We start from the raw sequence: 20,233 nt of genomic DNA, 5'->3' as shown, positions 1-20,233 counted from the left end.
ACAAAAAATCTCCAAAAGGGGATATGAAAAAAGCTTTGGCTTTTTTCATATCCCCATATGGATTACACGTTAAACATTAAATCCCCGTAGGTCGGGAATGGCCATTCTTTGGCGTCAACAATAAGCTCTAAGGCGTCTGCCGGGCGGCGCAGTTCTTCCATGGCTGTACACACTTCGTCCCGGTAGGCCACGGCCCGGTCTTTAAAGTGTTCAAGGGAGGCGGCACGGCGCACATTATGCTGAAGTTTGATCAGGGCGTCATTCATCTCTTTTAGATACTTGGAACAATCTGCCATGACAATGCGCTGTACGCTGGCGTCATAACCTGCAGCCTCAACCCCGTGAATGGAATCCGCCACAGTGGTGGTATATTTGATCACCGCAGGGATAATCTCCTTTTTCGCCATGTCGATCATAGTGCGGGCTTCGATATTAATAGCCTTGGCGTAAGTCTCGTAGGCAACCTCTTCTCTGGCCCGAAGTTCAATCTCAGTGAGAACATTGTGCCGCTGAAACAGCTCAACAGATTCAGGTGAGGTAAGGTAGCCGGCGGCGTCCACCATGTTTGTAATATTTGGCAGACCTCTGCGGACAGCTTCCTCCACCCATTCTTTTGAGTAGCCGTTACCGTTGAAAATAATGCGGATATGCTCGCTGACCCACTTTTTGATCAGATCATGGGCAGCCATTTCCACATCATCGGCAGCTTCAAGAATATCAGCGGCCTGGCGCAGAGTTTCCGCTACAATGGTGTTTAATACAATGTTGGCGTCGGCGATGGATGCTGAAGAGCCAACCATGCGGAACTCAAATTTGTTTCCTGTAAAGGCGAAGGGTGAAGTGCGGTTTCGGTCTGTGGCGTCCATGCGGAAATTGGGTACAGTGGCAAGTCCGATGTTGGACTCGGTTCCCTCTTTGGAACTGGTAGCCTCCCCTTTTTCGCAGAGCTGATTTAATACATCTTCCAACTGCTCCCCTAAAAATACGGAGATAATGGCAGGCGGGGCTTCATTGGCGCCTAGACGGTGGTCATTGCCCGGATTTGCGGCGGATTCCCGCAGAAGGGGCGCGTATTCATCGACAGCCTTTAAGATAGCGGCAAGGATCAGCAGGAACTGACGGTTCTCATGGGGAGTTTTGCCCGGATCCAGAAGATTCACGCCGGTGTCTGTGATCAAAGACCAGTTATTGTGCTTGCCGGAACCATTAACCCCGTCAAATGGCTTCTCATGGAGGAGGCACACAAGATTATGGCGCAGAGCCACCCGTTTCATGGCTTCCATGACAAGCTGGTTATGGTCTGTAGCAATATTTGTGGTGGCATAAACGGGAGCCAGTTCATGCTGAGCCGGAGCTACCTCGTTGTGCTGGGTTTTTGCGGTGACACCCAGCTTCCACAGTTCTACGTTTAAATCGTTCATATAAGCGGCAATGCGCTCTTTAATAATACCGAAATAGTGGTCATCCATCTCCTGACCTTTGGGCGCGGGGGCGCCAAATAAAGTCCGCCCTGCGAAGATCAAATCGTGACGTTTCATATACAGATCTTTATCTACAAGGAAATATTCCTGCTCCGCTCCCACAGATGTAGTCACTTTGGTGACATCGGTCCGGCCAAAAAGATGAACTACGCGCAGGGCCTGCTTGTTGATGGCTTCCATGGAACGCAGAAGGGGGGTCTTTTTGTCCAGGGCTTCTCCAGTGTAGGAGAAAAAGACTGTAGGGATGCATAAAACCGCACCCGATGGCGCTTCATGGATAAATGCCGGTGAGGACAGATCCCAGGCTGTATAACCTCTGGCCTCAAAGGTGGAGCGAAGTCCACCAGAAGGGAAGGAAGAACCGTCAGGCTCACCTTTGATCAACTCTTTACCGGAAAATTCCAGGATTACACCGCCGTCACCTGTAGGGGTGATAAAAGCATCATGCTTCTCTGCCGTGTAGCCGGTCAGAGGCTGGAACCAGTGACTGTAGTGGGTTGCTCCTTTTTCAATAGCCCAGTCTTTCATGGCGTTGGCCACAACATCGGCCACATGTTTGTCCAGCTCTACGCCTTCTTTCATGCTGTTTTTCAATTCCTGATAGATCCGTTTTGGAAGGCGTTCTCGCATGGTGGCGTCGTCAAATACGTTGGATGCGAAAATGTCTGTGATCTTAATTCCTTTATCCATTTACTTACCTCTTTTCATATAATTCCCCCATATAATAGAAGCCTTTGCATTCTATCAGATGTACCGGGACGATCCTGCCGATAAGGGAAGCGTCCCCTGGAAAGTGGACAACTGTGTTATTTCCCAGGCGCCCGGTGACAAGGCCGGCGTCCTGATGGTTGATCTGTTCCACTAAAACATCCATGACCTGCCCCTCATGTCTCGCACATACATGGGAGGCGATGTCCTGTACCTCTTTTAAAAGCCGGTCGAATCGGTCTTTGATCACGTGTTCCGGCACCTGGTCTTCCATAGCTGCGGCGGGGGTGCCGTTGCGTTTGGAATATATAAAGGTATAGGCGCTATCGTAGCCTACCTTTCTCACCACATCTAAAGTCTCCTGAAAATCTTCCTCCGTCTCACCGGGAAATCCAACGATAATATCTGTAGTTAAGGAGATATCCGGGCAAGCGCTGCGGATCTTTTCTACAAGATGAAGATAATCTTCTTTTGTATATTTTCGGTTCATCCGCTTTAAAATGCGGCTGCTTCCGGACTGGAGGGGCAGATGAAGGTGAGGACATATTTTTTTGGATCGGGCCATCACCTGGATCAGGTCATCAGACAGATCTTTAGGGTGGGATGTCATAAAGCGGATACGCTCCAAACCTTCGATCTTTTCAATCTCTTCGAGAAGACTGGCAAAAGTCACTGGGTTTTCCAGAGTTTTCCCGTAGGAATTAACATTCTGTCCCAGAAGCATCACTTCCACTACACCATCGGCCACGTCCCTGCGGATCTCCTCAAGAATATCTTCAGGCCGCCGGCTGCGCTCCCGGCCCCGGACGTATGGGACAATACAGTAGCTACAGAAATTGTTGCAGCCAAACATAATGTTGATCCCTGATTTGAAAGGATACTTCCGCCGGTTGGGGAGATCTTCCACGATTTTGTCCGTGTCCTTCCACAGATCTATGATCATGGAGCCGGATTCAAGCCGGTCATAGATCAATTCCGCCAGTTTATAAATATTGTGGGTGCCGAAAATAATATCCACATGGCGGTAGCTGTCGCGCAGCTTCTGAACAACATGAGGTTCCTGCATCATACATCCGCACAGGGCGATGAGCATACCTGGCCGGTTTTCTTTGACCTTTTTCAGGGTGCCGAGGCGGCCATAAACTTTTAAATTGGCATTTTCCCGGACGGTACAGGTATTGTAGATAACAAAATCCGCATCCTCGCTGTCTGTCCGGGTATAACCGACTGACTCCAGGATACCGGAAAGTTTCTCCGAATCCCTGGCGTTCATCTGACAGCCGAAAGTAACCACATTGTAGGTGAGGGTCCGGCCGGTATCCGTCATGTATTTGGCCATCCGCTCTCTCAGTACTTTTATAAAATAAAGCTGGCGGTCAGGCTCTGCTGAGGGAGCCATCGCCTGGGCGTTTGGGTTTTGATAATTATTTTGACTCATTTGCTTTCACCTGTGTTGATGATCATACACTCCCTTAAAAATTTTCTGCTGTTTTTGTATAAAACGTCATAATAAATTTTATTATGACGTTTCCAGCGCCGATTTTTGCTGAGTAAAGCGCCGATCTTTCTCTGCAAAAATCGTGCGCATCCCCCGGAGGGTTTACTATAAAAAGTTTCTTCCCTATTGTACAATAGCATTTTTATTCTGTCAAAGAATTTATACGGTGAGCAAAGGTTCTTCTGACGAAAGAATCCGAGTCAGCGGCTTTCCCCACGGAATAACTTCGATTCCAAGGTTTTCCATCTTTTCTTTGGCGCCGAGATTCTCAGCGCAGGAAATACAGGCTGAAAATTTGACGCCGGCATGCATGGCCATTTTGATCCGTGTTTGTATATCGGTATCTTCTGCCACATATTTAGCTGTCGCGCCCCAGATAATGATTTTGACCGAATCCCACCAGCCATGAAGCATGGAATTGGTAGCGTACATCATGACCATATGATGCGACGTCAATGGATCCGCATTGGTCCATAAAATATTCAGGTGCCGCATGTTCATTTACCTCCTCTTATAAAACCGTCGGTTTACTGACGGATCTGCCCGTTTCCGTAAATCACATACTTTGTGGTGGTCAGTTCTTTTAGTCCCATAGGCCCTCTGGCGTGAAGCTTTTGGGTGCTGATGCCGATCTCAGCGCCAAAGCCAAACTCAAAGCCGTCGGTAAAACGGGTGGAGGCGTTGACATAGACTGCTGCGGAGTCGATCTCATTTAAAAAGCGGCGGGCATGGTCATAGTTTTGAGTGACGATAGTCTCAGAATGTCCAGTGCTGAAAGTGTTAATATGTTCAATAGCTTCGTCCAGACTGCCAACAGTTTTTACCGACAGGATCAGATCAAGATACTCTGTTCCAAAATCTTCTTCTGTGGCGGGAGCAAGGTCCGGGACCACAGACAGAGCTTCTTTGTCTCCGCGGATCTGGACATTATGGCCTTTTAACATAGTGCAGATGGGAGGAAGGGCTTCTTTTAAAATATTTCTGTGGATCACAAGAGACTCGCAGGCATTGCATACGCCGGTACGCTGTGTTTTTGCATTTTCAATGATTTTTACTGCCATGTCAATATTCGCGAACTCATCTACATAGACGTGGCAGTTTCCGGTCCCTGTTTCAATGACAGGGATGGTACTGTTCTCAACAACGGTGCGGATCAGTCCTGCCCCGCCTCTTGGAATGAGAACATCCACATAGGTGTTAAGGCGCATAAAAGTTTTTGTTGTCTCCCGGCTTGTGTCCTCAATGAGGGAAATACTGTCAGATAAAAGGGCCGGGTCTAACCCGTTCTGGCCGGCGTACCCGGCCAGCGCGCTGCGGATCACCTGGACAATGGCTGTGTTGGAGCAGATGGCGTCGCTGCCGCCTTTTAAGATGACTGCGTTACCTGTTTTAAAACACAGGCCAAAGGCATCGGCGGTGACATTGGGACGGGACTCATAGATAATGCCGATAACGCCCAGAGGCACTCTCTTTTTGCAGATTTCCAGGCCATTGGGGCGCAGAGAGGATTCCACGATCTCTCCCACCGGGTCGGCAAGCTCGACGATCTGCCTCAGACCTTCGGCCATAGCTTCGATCCGCTGTGGGGTAAGGCGCAGACGGTCAACGAGGGAATCCTTCATGCCCTTTTCACAGGCATTTTTAATATCGGCTGTGTTGGCCTCAAGGATCGACGCTGTATGTGCTGTCAGAGCGCCGGCAACAGCGCAAAGAGCGCCGTTTTTATGGGTCTGGCCCAGGTTTGAGAGATACCGGTATGCTTTTTGGGCGGCTGCGCCCATTTCATTTAAAGTCATTTGTCATTCCTCCAATCATTATATAATGCTCCCTATATTTCTATTTCTGTTGCCAGGCAGTCTAAATAAAGGTCATGGCAATCCATAGGCAGTCGCTCTTTTGGAACCACCTGAAACTCATAGGCCACACCGCAGGTTACAAAATACTCAGGGGCGGCAGACACATGTCTGGAATTTTGAAAAAAGCGGTTTAGCCATGTGTCATAAAATCCACCCCCGTAGCCAAGGCGGCCGATGCGCCCCGATCTACCGGTCACTTCTGACCGGGAAAAGGCCAGGCCGGGGACGAGCATTAAGATTTTTGAGGCTTCTCCCATCGTGGTGCTGGTTAAATCTACAGGGGATAGTCCGGGGCCGGGTTCCATAAGCCCCATGGTGCCTCTGACCAGATGACCGAGGCTGGGAACCGGATAAAATTCCATAGTTCGTTCTCCGGTGACTTTTGGCAGAGCGACGATTTTTCCATGGTTCAAGCCATGATCCAGAACTGGCCGGATATCAGCCTCGTGGTTGACAGGAAAATAGGCCAGCACATAGGTGCAGTGTTTATATACATCCCAGTTGATAATCTTTTGGCAGATCAGCTCTCCTGCTCTTTCAAGCTCCTGAGGGTTCCTGTGAATACGCAGCTCTTTCATGGTTCTTCGGAGATATTGTTTTTCTTTATCAATATACGAGATATTCATAGGCGTTACTGTATATATTTTTTAGGCGGACGACGGCGGTCTTTGACATTTTCAATAGTTCCGTCGGGATTCTCAATCTGGATCTTTTCAAGGTTGGCCCGGAGGTTTTCACGTATGGAAGCGATATAGGCGCCGCGAAGGGTGGCCTGCTCTTTCTTTTCCTCCGGTGTCAGCCCCTCCTTTTTAGACTTGTGGTAAAGCTCATTAATACGTGCGATATCTTTATCTGTGATCATAGTTTTCCTTTCTTATTACCCCTTTTGGATTTTCCTTTTTTAAGGGCCTATGTCTTTGTGAGAATAAAGTATTAATGGTGACGGTGGCGGTTTTCAATATATTCAGTCAGGTTGAAGTTTTTATTTTTATGGGCGAGAAACAGAGTACCCACCGATTCCCCGCTGAGAATGTTGTGGATGATGTGAAAGTCCCGTCCGTTGGCAATGACCATATCGCAGCCGGAATCTGTGGCAATGCGCCCGGCATCAATCTTTGTCACCATTCCACCGGTACCAAGATCGCTGGATGATCCTTTGGCCATGTCGTACAAATGCTCGTCAATTTCCGGAATGCACTCAATCAGACGGGCGTCGGCGCAGGTGTTTGGATCGTCGGTGTAAAGTCCGTCAATGTCTGACAGAAGGATGAGCAGGTCGGCGCCGGACAGTGAGGCTACCACGGCGGACAATGTATCGTTGTCACCAAATTCGATCTCATCGGTGGATATAGTGTCATTTTCATTGACAATAGGGATCACACCCATGGCCAGAAGCTGACGGAAAGTGTTTTTTGCGTTCTGGCAGCTATTCGGGCGGATGATGGTGTGTTTGGTCATAAGAATCTGGGAGGAAAGCTGGTTGTACTCGTTAAACAGCTTTTGGTAGATCATCATGAGGGCCGCCTGTCCCACGGAGGCGCACGCCTGCTTTAAGGGCAGCGTGTCCGGGCGCTTCATAAGGCCCAGGGCTTTTCTCCCAACGCCGATGGCGCCGGAGGACACAAGGATCACATCCTTGCCCTGGTTTCGCACATCGCACAGCAGCCGGACAAGCTGCTCTAACTTGTAAAGATTCAGCTCACCGGTTCCGTCGTGAACCAGGGAGGATGACCCCACTTTGACAACGATCCTTTTTTTATCTTTAAGTTTGTTTCGGTCGTACATAATTTAAGTGTCTCCTTTTGTAACTAACATTTTAAAGGTATTGGGCCGCCTCGTCAAGTTTTATCCGCCGGACTTTTTTCAGGAATTTGATAGCGCCGGGCTATGGCCTCCGCAACCTTAATACCGTCCATGGCTGCGGAGGTGATGCCGCCGGCATAGCCGGCACCCTCGCCACAGGGATAAATTCCCGGAAGGCTGCTCTCAAAACTTTCATCCCGCTCAATGCGTACTGGTGAAGATGTGCGGGATTCTACCCCTGACAGCAGGGCGTCTTGGCGGTCAAAACCGGGGATTTTTTCCCCGAAGGCGTGGATGCCCTCTTTCAGGCTTTCGCAGATAAAGTCGGGAAGGCATCGGCTAAGATCGGTGAGAACGCAGCCGCCTTTGTGTACCGGACGAACCTGGCCGTACTCTGTACTCGGTATGCCGTCACAGAAATCGCCAAACTGCTGTACCGGTACAAGGCCCTCCCCGCCGGCCTTCTTTGCCTGGGCGTAGGCTGCCTGCTCAAGCTTTCTGGCAAATTCTACACCAGAGAGAGGCCCCTCCCCTTTAAAATCCTCCGGGGTCACTGTGACAATGACAGCGCTATTGGCGTTGGCGCTCCCCCTGCCGCTGTAGCTCATTCCATTGACAGCGGTGGACTGGGGTTCTGAGGAGGCGTTGACAACATAGCCTCCGGGACACATACAGAAAGTATACACGCTCCGACCGTTGACACAGGTGTGGGTCAGCTTGTAATCCGCAGCTTTCAGCCATTGATCCTGTCCTCTGCCGTACTGAGCCTGGTCGATCATGGACTGTGGATGTTCGATGCGCAGGCCCACGGCGAAGGCTTTAGCGCTCATATTTATTTGTTTATCCAGAAGCATAGAAAATGTATCCCGGGCGCTGTGTCCGATGGCCAGGACAAGGCACTGGGCCGGGATCTGGCGGCTGCCGTTAATCTCAACAGCTTTAATATGGGAATCTTCTATATATATATCGGTCACCTGAGAATCAAAATAAACTTTTCCGCCAAGGGAGATGATCTCATTGCGCATATGTTCCACAATGTTAATAAGAACATCGGTGCCCAGATGAGGTTTGTTTAAGTAGAGGATCTCTTCCGGCGCTCCCGCTTCATGGAAAATTTCAAGAACCAGACGGTTCCGGCCATATTTATCTTTGACTAGGGTGTTTAGTTTTCCGTCGGAAAATGTGCCGGCGCCGCCTTCACCAAACTGAACGTTGCACTGCGGATCAAGAATCCCCTTTTCCCAGAAAGCGTTTACTTTCCTGGAGCGGGTGTGTACGTCGCTCCCTCGCTCCAAAATTACCGGACGGTAGCCGTGGCGGGCGAGCATTAGGCCGCAAAACAGGCCGGCCGGCCCGCTGCCAACGATTACCGGAGGATGGAAAAGCGTCTCCTTACCCCATTTTGGAAATCTGTAAACAACATCGGCAGCTTTGGATATGGTCCCATTCTGTGAAAACTTTTTTAAGAGAAGCGGTTCTTTATCGACAGCCACATCCACAGTGTAGACGTTGTGGATTTGCCCTTTCCGGGCGTCCAGAGATTTGCGCACGATCTTCATGGACAAAATTTGTCCAGGGGATATGCGAAGCTTTTTTGCCGCTGCCTTGAGAAGTCCGGAAGTGTCGCTGCGGTAGTCGGTTTTGATCTGGCTGATTCGTATCATTGAAAGATTCCTTTCTGTAATTGATGTGAGTCAAATACCCCGCTGCAAGAAACGGGGCATCAAGCTAACAGTGCCCCAAGGGGCGGGATATTTGGTCTTCGTTCCGCTACGGTAGGTGCTAAACGTGTGCCGCTGGCACACGTTTAGCACCGGCAAATGGACGCGCTCGCGCGTCCGATTGTCAAACAGCCCGCGGGAATAAATTTATCTGGGATATATTTTATGAGTTGCCCGACAAATGGGCATGAGACACGGATTGCTCCGTACTTCGTACTCCCCCAATCCTAAAAACACCTCAAATTCGCTCATTTTTCTGCGAAAAATGACTGCTTTTCGGTGTTTTGCGCGCCACAAAGCCATGCTTGCCTGCGCAAGCGCAGCCCGCATGACCTTTTGTCGCTTGTCTCATTTTATACAGGGTGTCGGATTGAACTGCGGCTGCTGTCAGAATAGCTTAGAGCCGCGTTATATCCGGCCACATAACCGCTGGACCAGGCCCACTGAAGGTTGTATCCGCCGCAGATACCGTCTACATCCACAAGCTCACCTGTAAAGTAAAGGCCAGGGACAATTTTAGACTCCATGTGGATGTTGATCTGGCTGCCGTCTACGCCCCCGGCACATACCTGGGCCCGGTCAAAATCCCCGGTCTTACTGATGGGGGTCCGCAGATCTTTAATAAAAGTGACAAGGCGGTGGAGTTCTTTTTTTGTCAGCCCTTTGGCTGGCTTTTCAGGGTCAATTTGAGACAGGCGGATCAAAAGGGCGCACAGTTTCTGGTTAAACATACCTGTAAGAAATTCATCTGTTTTTTTATCCGGACGAACCTGGACTCGCTGTAAAAGAAACATAAATAAACGGCCATTGTCCATATCCGGCATGAAATCTAATGACGCTTCCACAGCGATCCCTTTTTGCAGGGAGCGGGAAGCGAAACGGCTGACTTGAAATGCGGGTATCCCTGAAATACCATAATCTGTAAGCTGCAGCTCGCCCCGGTCCTGGACCATGGGTAAATGCTCCCCATTGTTGATGCTGTACAGAGTGATCTGACCGTCCACCCGAACTCCTGCCACCTGTTTAAAATATTTTTGCGTGCTGTACAGTCCGGTAAGGGCGGGAACCGGTGGGACAATACGATGCCCCAGACTTTTTGCCAGGGCATACCCTGAGCCGTTGGAACCAAGGGAGGGACAAGCTCGTCCACCGGCGGCCACAATAATCCGGGAAGCGCTGTAGCGCCTGCCGTCAAGATCCTCAAGAGAGAAGCCCCTTTTAGTCCTGCGTATATCTTTGATCTCACACTGGGTAATCAGCTTAACGGGAAGCTGGCGGATTTCCATAAGAAGAACATCCAGCATAGAGGAGGCTTGCCCGGACATAGGATACAAATACCCGTCTCGTTCTTTGATGACAATACCAAGTTCCCGGAAAAAGTCCTCAGTATCGGACTGGGTAAATTGTTCCAGCACTTTAGAAAATGGTGCTTTTGTATCGGAATGAAAGCAGACGGGAGACATGTTTTTGTTTGTAAAATTGCATCGGCCGTTTCCGGTTGCCAGTATCTTTTTCCCGGCAGAGGACATGCGTTCTAAAAGTATGACAGGATTGTCCTCCTCTGCCCCGGTTTCTTTGAATATTCTTCCGGCGGCGATGGCAGCGGCAAGTCCGCTTGCTCCGGCTCCGATAATGATGATTTTCGCGGTCATAAGCTCCTCCTGGCTATTTTTGACATTTATGATAATGATGTTGAGGTCAAAAACTATTTTAACAACAAGTTTACCACTGGAAGAAAGAAATAGCAAGACAGTTATGGCAGTTACTTTTTTTCTCTATAAAGCCTTGATATTTGCCGGAGTTTGCGCTAAAGTTAGATTAGCAGAAGTGCCCGATTTATCTGCCATCATTTTAATACCCCAGGTGGGTAACAGACAAAGGAGTGTGGTTTCATGATTTACGAAATCCGCAAGATCGCCGGAGTATCCGAGCTTGAGCAGTGCCACCCCTTTGAAATTTCAAATTTTCAATGGCGCAGTATCTATCGCCCCAGAGCCAGAGGGCGCGTCGGGTATATTGAAAACAAGGGATTTCTTGTGTGGCTCGCCTGCGAGGAAGTTCATCCCAAGGCTGATTGTGTATACAACTTTGATCCGGTGTACACAGACAGTGCCCTCAATGCGTATTTTCAGTTTGATCTCACGAATGACAATTATTTTAATTTTGAATTTAACGCAAAGGGGACCTGCATTGCTGCCTACGGATCTGTTCCTCATATCCGGTCTAATTTTAGCCTCGACCAAATCACCGACCTGAATATTCGACCGAAAGTAACACCTTACGGCTGGCAGATTATTTTCTCAATTCCGGAATCTACGATTTATTTTTACCAGCCTCAAGCCAAGTGGAAAAAAACTCGTTTTTTCCGATGTAATTTCTACAAAGTATCCATCCATCCGGATATTGAGCATTATGGAAGTTTTGCGCCGGTCCACTGCCCGACTCCGGATTTTCACCAGACCGCTTATTTTGCAAAGGCGAGAATTGTTTAACCAGGTTTTTAGACGAGGAATAGGAAGTATGAATGAAGAAAACTCATTATAAAAGGCATTGCCTTTGGCCGTAGGGCTGATCGGCAGTGCCTTTTGTAAATCTTGATATTTGACCGACAGCGATATTAATCCTGAGGATAACCGTCAGGATTATTTTTCTGCCAGCGCCAGGAGTCAGCGCACATATCCTCCAGTGTTTTTTCTGCTTTCCATCCCAGCTCTTGTTCAGCGAGGGAAGGATCTGCGTAGCATGTGTCAATATCGCCGGCACGCCGGGGTTTGATCTCGTAAGGGATATTTTTGCCGCAGGCTTTGGAGAAGGCATTGACAATGTCAAGAACACTGTAGCCGTTGCCGGTGCCAAGATTGTATGTAAGTACGCCCTTCTTCTCGGCAAGCTTTTCAATGGCTTTGACATGGCCTTTGGCAAGATCAACGACATGGATGTAATCTCTGACTCCAGTGCCATCCGGGGTATTGTAGTCGTTTCCAAAAACGCCCAGCTTTGCCAGCTTTCCAACAGCGACCTGAGTAATATATGGGACAAGATTATTGGGGATGCCCTTGGGATTTTCACCGATCATACCGCTCTCATGGGCGCCGATGGGGTTAAAGTATCTTAAAAGGATAACGTTCCAATCACTGTCTGCTGTGTTCAGGTCTGTGAGAATTTGCTCAAGCATCCATTTTGTCCATCCGTAAGGGTTCGTGCATATTCCCTTGGGGCACTCTTCTGTAATGGGGACAAAGGCCGGCTTGCCATAAACCGTGGCTGATGAGCTGAAAACAATATTTTTCACTCCAAAGCTGCGCATAACATCACAGAGATTCAGTGTACCTGTAATATTATTATGATAGTATTCCAGAGGTTTTACAACGGACTCTCCAACGGCCTTCAGGCCGGCAAAATGAATGACAGAATCAATAGATTCATTTTTAAAGATCTGGACAAGAGCCTCTTTATCCAGCATATCGGCTTTATAAAACTTCAGGGTTTTTCCCGTGATCTTTTCCACTCTTCTAAGGGCTTCTTCACAGGAATTATAGAGATTGTCCGCAACAACAACGTCATAGCCGGCGTTGAGCAGCTCAACACAGGTATGGCTTCCAATATATCCGGCGCCACCGGTAACTAAAATAGACAAAAAAATTTCCTCCCTTAAAACTTTTTCTCCATTGTATCATCATTATCCGGCGCAGACAAGTGACTTTTCAGAAATTTCAGGAGGAATAAGTTTCAAGAAAATCATACAGCGCTTTCTCATCCCGGATTTCCACCCCGCTTACAACGTCGGCGGCCACATCAGAAGGCAGGGTATTAAAGTCGATATCTGTATATTCATAGACGGTTTTCCTGTCGCTGTAGTACACGGTGATACAGCCCTTGTTTAATTTGATATAGTATTTGTGGAAATCTTCGCTGGGTTCATAAGTTTTGCGCAGCATCAAACAGTCCGGAGAAAAATACATAAGATCGAAGCTGACTAATCCATCTTCCAGGTCGCTGATGGATAAATTGTCCATATAACTGCTCAGCTTCTGAAGAACTCCGGCACGGGTGAGGCCCAGATACATGGCGGGCATGGCGCTCTCCTTGCGGGTAAGTGACTGGTCGGTGGCATTATACGTCTCCACAATTAATTTAGCTGTAGACTTTACAGTATCCTCACGAACGGCGACCTCAATCTGTCCGGTTTCCTGGGGGATTTCCTCAGATATTCCGGAAAGTTTTTGATAACTGAAAATATAGGCTCCGGTCAGAACCATAAGACCACAAAAAGAACAGATAATGTATTTTTTCATCCGGATACGTCCTCCTTTTGATATACATTATCTGTTCTTTTAGCTCATTTATGCAGCTCATGAAATTTACATGATATGAATTTTTCGACAGAATTTTACAAGTAAATGACCTTTGGGCATACTTCGCAGCTCCTCCTCATTCATGCCGCCGAGAAGGATCAGAATAACTCCGTAGGCAGCGACACCGAAAATAACAGCGAAAATAATGCCGATCAGGTTAATGTGGATGACATAATAAACGACTCTGTAAATAAAATAAGCGATGGCGCCCATGATCACTGCCGCCAGGGTTGGCAGGACAAATGAGCGGAACACTTCCTGCCTGTAATTGACATAACGGTACAGGGCAAAAAGATTCAGGGCGCACATGGCGAAGGAAAACACCAGATTCCCGTAGATCAGAGCATAAATGTTCATATCCGCAAACTGAAGAAGAATATAAACAACCACAATGTGGATCAGCAGAGAAATGGCTGAGTTGATCACCGGCGTTTTCATTCGGTTCATGCCTTGAAGTATGGCGATAGTCACTGTGGAAAAAGAATATGTAATGACAGTGATGGCGCCAAGCTGAAGCAGACGGATTGGCACATCGTTATTGATAACAAACAGGAGTTTCATAATAGGCTCCGCCAATACGATCAGTCCCACGCAAGACGGGATGGCTACAAGGTTTGTCAGTTTAATGATGGAATCAATCCGCTCTCTGGCTTCACGGCGCTTGCCCACAGCGATGAGGGAAGTGACCGCCGGAATCAGGGCAATACCGATGGAAGATGTAATCCCCAAAGGTATGTTCAAGATCATCTTATACTGTCCGCTGTAATTACCAAAAAGTTCCGCGGCCACGTCAGAAGCGTAGCCCAGCCCGCCCATGATCCGGTAAAACATAGAGGTGTCAATAATACCGCTGATCTGGTAGACCGTGGAGCTTAAAACGACGGGAGCCATAGTTACCGCCACCATTTTGATCACCTGTTCTGAGTGGAGGTGAAAATGGCTTTTATCCTTTTTGAGCAGGCGCATGAATGTAGGCTTGTAAAGGTAATACACAATGGCGATGAAGATAAAGCCGCTTAAAGCACCCATACAGGTTCCCAGCGTTCCGCCTGCCGCGCCCCAGGCCGGCCCGCGTACAATGAGAAAATAGGCGGCAATAACGCTGATCAAAGCGTTAAACACCTGTTCCACCATCTGTGAGATGGCTGTGGGCATCATAACATTTTTCCCCTGAAAAAATCCCCGCATAACACCCATGACTGCGGAGATCAGCAGTGTAGGTGCCAGTATACGCAAAGCGATGGATACATCGGCATAGTCCTGTCCGAAAAGGGCGACGGCCAGCCATCTGGCGCCGAAGAGTGTAAAGAGCATGACCACGCCGCCGATGATCAGGGCAAAGATCATGGAGCCTTTAAAAATGCGGTAAACATTTTTATACTCTCTCCGGGCCAGGTGCCGGGCCACAAGGAGAGCCACCGCCGTAGGGATACCATTGGCGGATAAAAGCAGGATAAACTGATAGATTTCATAAGCGGCGCCATAATAACCATTGCCCACATCACCGATGATACGCTGCATGGGTACACGGTATAACAGACCGATAACCCGGACCAGAATCTGTGCTGCGGCAAGAATGGCGCTTTGCACCACAATGCTGTTATTTGAGGATCTCTTTTGATTTGCCATGGATCAACCTCGGTATTTTTTATTCACCTAAAGTAATATTGAAGTTTTCAGGTACAACAGCAATGTAGGTTTTTCCTGGATTAATCTTTAACTGTGTGCCGTCTTCAATATAATAGGTTGTAGGCACAGAGCCGTCAGAACGTTCCCATGTAATATCCACTGCTTTTCCGTCAGTGATATAGATGCCTTTGCCCTCGCCGTACAGAGTAATATCCTGGCATCCGGAACCGCCGGGGATATCCGCGTACTGGGCGTATTGAATAATAATGTTTTTGAATGTAAGCTGCTCATTGTTATTAGCGTCTACATGGGGAGCCCCGTACTGATATTTCTTATATAATTTTGTGGCGCTGTCATATTCCAGTGTAGATTTGCTGTAAACAAATGGTATAGATACATTGTTGGCGATGGTTCCATAGTCGGGATCAGTGTCCTCGGTATTGAACACAAGACCGCCCTCATAGCCATCCGGAAGGTTTCTTTCTGCACCGATCTGGGAAATGCCGGCTTCTAAGGTCTCGCCGCTGGCAAAAATATGGTGAGGTGCCGGGTAAGTATTATCCTGGAAATAAGCGCTGCCCACGTTTTCACTGACAGTGAGGAGACCCTCCTGCTGGATTTTGTTGGTAGCATAAATAGACTGTCCATAGTGGCAGTAAATGGCGTCATAGTTGCTGGCAAAATCCAGGTAATTATGTCTCGCACTGCGGACAGAGCCAACTCTCTCAATTTTGGAAGTATCCTGGAAGATAGCCATAAGCCGGGTAATATTTCCTTCCACAACGGCCTCATATAAAATATCAGCGGCGGATGTTCCGCACTGCTGGGAGGTGGCTTCCTCGATATTGTTGATCATCACAGCGACCGGACGCTGCATGCCGATAGAAGAATCTACAGGTTCTCCGGTAAGAAAGCTGTACATCTGTCCTTCGGGAAGCGAAGCTGCTGCTTCAGTCTCAGACTGGCTCTCCGGGGTGGATTCACTTTCCTGTGCCTCACTCTGAGCGGTGGTTGATACAGCGGTGGAATCGCTCTCCTGGGTATTACCTCCGGAACACCCGGCGGCTGTGGCCGCGATCATTGCCGCGATTAATGCTGTACTTATGCCTTTATATGTTTTCATATTGAATACTCTCCTTTCCTATTTAAGCCTTTTACCGGCTAAGATGAACAAGTTTTAATATATCACGCTGTTTTTCTTCCATAACCTGGGTTTCTTCCGGCTCCATATGGTCATAGCCAAAAAGATGGAGCATACTGTGAGCCACTAAAAAACCAAGTTCGCGCTGGATGCTGTGCCCGTATTTTTCAGCCTGCTCGTAAACTTTGTCCATGGATATGATAATATCTCCCAGCATCAGTTCCCCGCTCTCTGGATTAAAGTAGTCTTCTTCATTGTATTCTTCCAGTACGGAAAAATCTCCGGGAGCTACATAGTCAATCATGGGGAAGGACAAAACATCTGTGGGCTGGTTCAAGTCTCTGTAATCCCTGTTAATCAGCGCAATTTCTTCATTAGATGTGAGGATCACGTTGACTTCAACCTCATAGGGGCAGTCCTCAAATTCCAGGGCACCGCAGACAACGTCATGAATGATTTTTTTGTAATCCAATCCGTCGGGAATGGGAACTTCTTCTTCGATGTTCAGTGTCATCGGTCTTCCTCCTCTGTTTTATATCTTCTTTTTCCCGATAATTTTCAAAGGCTTTAATAATATCTCTCACAAGTTTATGGCGGACAACGTCACGGTTGCTTAGCCGGGAGATTGCGATGCCGTCCACATCTTTCAGAATCATGGCGCTGCGCTCAAGGCCGGATGCCCGGTCCATAAGATCCACCTGGGTGACGTCACCGGTGACAATGATCTTGGATCCTTCACCGAGACGGGTGAGGACCATAAACATCTGTTCAAGGCTGGCATTCTGAGCCTCATCTAAAATAACAAAACTGTTATTCAGTGTCCGGCCGCGCATATAGGCCAGCGGAGCCACCTCAATAATGCCCCGCTCCAGATTTCGGTTAAAGCTCTCCTCTCCAAGCATTTCAAAAAGAGCGTCATAGAGAGGACGCAAATAAGGGTCAACCTTACTTTGAAGATCACCGGGAAGAAAACCGAGATGTTCTCCGGCCTCCACAGCAGGTCTTGTGAGGATAATCCGGGAGATTTCTTCCCTTTTCAGGGCATCTACAGCCATAGCAATGGCCAGATAGGTCTTGCCTGTCCCCGCCGGGCCGATACATATGGTCACTGCGTGGTCTTTAATCGCATTAATATAATTGCGTTGTCCGATGGTCTTGCACTTGACAGGCTTGCCTTTATTGGTCAGGGTAATGACGTCTTTCATGACCATGACCGCCTCATCGGCAGCGCCATCATCCACCAGGTCAATGGCTTGGCTCACCACGTTCTCATTGACGATCTCGTGATTGTCCCGCATCTTTTTCAATGTCTCAAGTACCTGGGCGGCCTTCTGCGCAGCCCCTTCCTCGCCGGTGACTTTAACCCGGTCACCCTGGCCGGTGATAGTTACGGGGAGGGTTTTTTCTATAAGTTTTATATTGCTGTCAAAAGGGCCGAAAATCTGAGTCATCTGATCCAGACTGTCAAATTCAATTACAATTGTCTGCAAATTATATCTTCCTAACCTTTCCTTTCATAAAAGTTCTGTGACAGGCTTATGTCACAATTAATTAATAATTATACCAGATAGGAGCTTTTTAGTAAAGGTATAAAAATATATGCCAGAGGATAGGCGTTACGTTTCTCTAATATGCAGGAACCTGTATGATTGGCAAAAGACAGCGCTTCAGCTGCGGGACTGAAGCGCTGCAATAAAAATATATGATTTTTTAGTGAGTTTCGTTATTATGGTAATAGGGCCATTCATTAAAGCGATCGTTTCCGGTACGCTTAGGTTTATCAAGAGTCACTTCTCCTGTGGCTGCCCACTCTGCGCCCCGGACGAGAATTGTCACATAATTCAGACGGCGGTAAGTATCAATACCATGGCCAATGCTACAACCGAATACCCGGCCTTTGCCGTAATAGTTTTTCCAGATTACCGGCTGCATCGTATTTACGCCAGGCATATTTTCCAGCTTGCCTCCTGGAATATGTACAGGATGATGCTTTGGAGGCCACCAATCCTTCTGATACAGTTTAATATCGTCATAAATCCCGCCAAGAACTTCTTTTTGGCCGGGCGCTTCTTTGACACCGGCAAAAAGATCATCGACAACGATCATAAAATCATTAATGTCTTTCATGATCGGATCCTCCGGCGCAAGGTTTCTGACGATGAGGTCATCCTCCGGTGCTTTCCGGCCTTCCGGCATAGTTACATAATACCCCCACAGTTTTTTATATTCTTCTGGCATATCATCCTCAAGCCAGACGCTGGAATGATGGATATAAAGTCCTCCCCCGTTTTTTACAAAATCGAAAAAGACCTTTTCAGCACCGGGCTCCCAGCGCTCATAGGAATCTGTGGGTGCTGATTTTCCGTCATAGTTAAGGAAAATCAGATCATAGCCTTCCAGTGTCCTGGGGGTGGCTCCATTAAACTCCTCCACGACTTTTACATCGAAACGACCGGTAGATTCCAGCATGGTGCGGATCGCCTCATTAGCCTTCGGGTAATAGTGTTCGGATGTCACCTTACCTGAAATGAGCATTACCTTAATCTTTTCCATAAAACTTCTCCTTTCAACAAGTAAAAAATTAAGTCGAATAAATTATACCCCAAATCTGCCAGATTTTCAATTTTTTTGCGCTGAAGAACAGATATCCAGGGAACGAAGCCCCGGAATATGTGCTTATTTTCCAAAAACAAACTGGTCTTTGCCATTCTTTTTTGCCTCGTAAAGAAGATGATCCGCCTGGCGGTACAGTTCTTCCAGGGAATAGTTTTTGTCCACAGGGATGACCCCGATACTGCACGTCACTGTCAGATCCTGAATCTGGAGTTTTTTTAAGCGGTCTTTCATATCATTGAGAGTGTTTTCAATATCAGCCTTGGAAAGAGGGCTGATGATTAGTGCCACAAACTCATCGCCGCCCAGCCGTCCAAAAATATTCTGCCGGCTGAAAGCTTCCTGAAAGTAATCGGCCACTTTCGCCAAAACCTGATCCCCCACAGGGTGGCCATAGGTATCATTGATCATTTTGAACCTGTCTATATCCATAATAATAAAGTAACCGCCAGTGTTGCTTTTCACCAGCTTTTCTCCAATATGAAAGAAATAACGTCGGCGGAGAAGTCCTGTAAGGCCGTCCAGTCTGGCCTCATAAGAGAGGTAACTGTAATTCTTCTGGTGGAGAATGATCACAATGATCACGATCATAGCCAGGGAGAGAATACCAAGGAGAAACTGGATCTGAAGGTGCATCAGATCATAGGATATATCATCGGAAAGCCGGATATTGTATTGGGACATAACAGTCTCAATACGGTTTGTAAAGTAGACAGCTACACTGACAGACGCCAGGGTGACAAGGATGACTGTAGCGATTACGCCCCACTTTCCGGAAGCAATTTTTGCGCTGGCCTGATTGACTTTATGTATCCGTTGCATAAATTTCTGAAAAAAAGGGGATCGGTAAAACTCATAGCATACGATCACGGCCACGACAGTGATTATAGTGAACGGAACAAAGTCGTTTTGCTGGATATCTGTCAGCGTATCCCTGACGGTAAATCCAGCTTCGGGAAAAAGAGTCATCATACAAGTGTATACAATGAAAGCGTGGAGTATCCGGCCAAAAGAGGCGACAACGGCAATGCCGATTCTTGGGCAGGGGATTTTTTTTGCCAAAGAAAACAAAAGACCTGTGACCAGGCCAAACAGGGCACGGGAACCGATGCTGAGAACAATGCTCTCCAGAGGCTTTCCACTCATAGACGGAGAAAAAATAGCGCCCCCAACACCTACATAAAAGGCGGAAGCTTTCCACATGGACGCCAGTCCAAAAACTGCCCCTACAATGGTGGATTCTTTGGGTCCGAGGATACAGCCACTTATAAGTACAGGTATATAAACAAAAGTCAGAGAAATTGGTTCGATATGAATATAGCCTACAAAAGAAAAAGACATAAAAAGTTCAATGGCAATAAACATTAGGAGCAAATATGTGTTGCTATCAACATTTTTTCTCTTTGAATGTATTTTCAAATTTCTATC

At 47.7% G+C, this 20,233-nt stretch carries 18 protein-coding genes; 1 reads left to right on the top strand and 17 read right to left on the bottom strand.

The features are described 5' to 3' along the window. Positions 1 to 62: 62 nt before the first annotated feature. The 9 genes from HNP82_RS03725 to HNP82_RS03685 all read right to left on the bottom strand — a co-directional run bounded on the left by HNP82_RS03725 (position 63) and on the right by HNP82_RS03685 (position 10,719). Positions 63 to 2,171, bottom strand: coding sequence for a glutamine synthetase III family protein (locus HNP82_RS03725; protein ID WP_183771658.1), 2,109 nt, complete (start codon positions 2,169 to 2,171; stop codon positions 63 to 65). Positions 2,172 to 2,175: 4 nt separating this feature from the next. Next, the gene (gene miaB, locus HNP82_RS03720) at positions 2,176 to 3,627 is read right to left on the bottom strand and encodes a tRNA (N6-isopentenyl adenosine(37)-C2)-methylthiotransferase MiaB (RefSeq protein WP_183771656.1); all 1,452 of its coding nucleotides are present in this window, start codon (positions 3,625 to 3,627) and stop codon (positions 2,176 to 2,178) included. A gap of 219 nt (positions 3,628 to 3,846) precedes the next feature. Continuing rightward, positions 3,847 to 4,182: a DsrE family protein gene (locus HNP82_RS03715; RefSeq protein ID WP_243164627.1), complete on the bottom strand. Its 336-nt coding sequence runs from the start codon at positions 4,180 to 4,182 to the stop codon at positions 3,847 to 3,849. Positions 4,183 to 4,214: 32 nt separating this feature from the next. Beyond that, on the bottom strand, positions 4,215 to 5,483 hold the full coding sequence (locus HNP82_RS03710) for a glutamate-5-semialdehyde dehydrogenase (RefSeq protein WP_183771652.1): 1,269 nt from the start codon (positions 5,481 to 5,483) through the stop codon (positions 4,215 to 4,217). 32 nt (positions 5,484 to 5,515) lie between these two features. Then, on the bottom strand, positions 5,516 to 6,169 hold the full coding sequence (locus HNP82_RS03705; RefSeq protein ID WP_183771650.1) for a 5-formyltetrahydrofolate cyclo-ligase: 654 nt from the start codon (positions 6,167 to 6,169) through the stop codon (positions 5,516 to 5,518). A 5-nt stretch (positions 6,170 to 6,174) separates the two neighbouring features. After that, positions 6,175 to 6,405: a DUF896 domain-containing protein gene (locus tag HNP82_RS03700; RefSeq protein ID WP_183771648.1), complete on the bottom strand. Its 231-nt coding sequence runs from the start codon at positions 6,403 to 6,405 to the stop codon at positions 6,175 to 6,177. A gap of 71 nt (positions 6,406 to 6,476) precedes the next feature. Then, on the bottom strand, positions 6,477 to 7,328 hold the full coding sequence (gene proB, locus HNP82_RS03695) for a glutamate 5-kinase (RefSeq protein ID WP_183771646.1): 852 nt from the start codon (positions 7,326 to 7,328) through the stop codon (positions 6,477 to 6,479). Positions 7,329 to 7,381: 53 nt separating this feature from the next. Then, entirely contained in the window at positions 7,382 to 9,010 is a 1,629-nt protein-coding gene (locus tag HNP82_RS03690; RefSeq protein WP_183771644.1) for an NAD(P)/FAD-dependent oxidoreductase, read from the bottom strand. A 410-nt stretch (positions 9,011 to 9,420) separates the two neighbouring features. Then, complete coding sequence (locus HNP82_RS03685; protein ID WP_183771642.1) at positions 9,421 to 10,719, bottom strand: BaiN/RdsA family NAD(P)/FAD-dependent oxidoreductase; 1,299 nt, start codon at positions 10,717 to 10,719, stop codon at positions 9,421 to 9,423. 240 nt (positions 10,720 to 10,959) lie between these two features. On the opposite strand from HNP82_RS03685, the gene HNP82_RS03680 reads away from it, so the two are divergent. Beyond that, positions 10,960 to 11,559, top strand: a complete 600-nt coding sequence (locus tag HNP82_RS03680; protein WP_183771640.1) for a carbohydrate-binding family 9-like protein — start codon at positions 10,960 to 10,962, stop codon at positions 11,557 to 11,559. A gap of 125 nt (positions 11,560 to 11,684) precedes the next feature. Here the strand turns inward: HNP82_RS03680 and galE are convergent, their stop codons facing one another. From galE to HNP82_RS03640, 8 genes are all read right to left on the bottom strand, one after another. Further along, positions 11,685 to 12,704: a UDP-glucose 4-epimerase GalE gene (galE, locus tag HNP82_RS03675; RefSeq protein WP_183771638.1), complete on the bottom strand. Its 1,020-nt coding sequence runs from the start codon at positions 12,702 to 12,704 to the stop codon at positions 11,685 to 11,687. Between the two features lie 76 nt (positions 12,705 to 12,780). Then, entirely contained in the window at positions 12,781 to 13,362 is a 582-nt protein-coding gene (locus HNP82_RS03670; protein ID WP_183771636.1) for a hypothetical protein, read from the bottom strand. Between the two features lie 66 nt (positions 13,363 to 13,428). After that, positions 13,429 to 15,051 (bottom strand): putative polysaccharide biosynthesis protein, encoded by a 1,623-nt coding sequence (locus tag HNP82_RS03665; protein WP_183771634.1) that lies wholly within the window; start codon positions 15,049 to 15,051, stop codon positions 13,429 to 13,431. Between the two features lie 19 nt (positions 15,052 to 15,070). Then, positions 15,071 to 16,174, bottom strand: a complete 1,104-nt coding sequence (locus HNP82_RS03660) for a DUF3048 domain-containing protein (RefSeq protein WP_183771631.1) — start codon at positions 16,172 to 16,174, stop codon at positions 15,071 to 15,073. A 31-nt stretch (positions 16,175 to 16,205) separates the two neighbouring features. After that, a complete protein-coding gene (ybeY, locus tag HNP82_RS03655; RefSeq protein WP_183771629.1) occupies positions 16,206 to 16,706 on the bottom strand; it encodes an rRNA maturation RNase YbeY in 501 nt (166 codons plus the stop codon). Further along, complete coding sequence (locus HNP82_RS03650) at positions 16,639 to 17,643, bottom strand: PhoH family protein (RefSeq protein WP_183772093.1); 1,005 nt, start codon at positions 17,641 to 17,643, stop codon at positions 16,639 to 16,641. The genes ybeY and HNP82_RS03650 overlap by 68 nt, the downstream gene beginning before the upstream one ends. A gap of 259 nt (positions 17,644 to 17,902) precedes the next feature. Further along, positions 17,903 to 18,745: a ThuA domain-containing protein gene (locus HNP82_RS03645; protein WP_183771627.1), complete on the bottom strand. Its 843-nt coding sequence runs from the start codon at positions 18,743 to 18,745 to the stop codon at positions 17,903 to 17,905. A gap of 123 nt (positions 18,746 to 18,868) precedes the next feature. Beyond that, complete coding sequence (locus HNP82_RS03640) at positions 18,869 to 20,224, bottom strand: diguanylate cyclase domain-containing protein (protein ID WP_183771625.1); 1,356 nt, start codon at positions 20,222 to 20,224, stop codon at positions 18,869 to 18,871. Positions 20,225 to 20,233 lie beyond the last annotated feature (9 nt).

Origin of the sequence: Catenibacillus scindens (genome assembly GCF_014202115.1) — a bacterium.
Classification (GTDB): domain Bacteria; phylum Bacillota; class Clostridia; order Lachnospirales; family Lachnospiraceae; genus Catenibacillus; species Catenibacillus scindens.
This window is presented reverse-complemented; position numbering and strand designations above follow the sequence as displayed.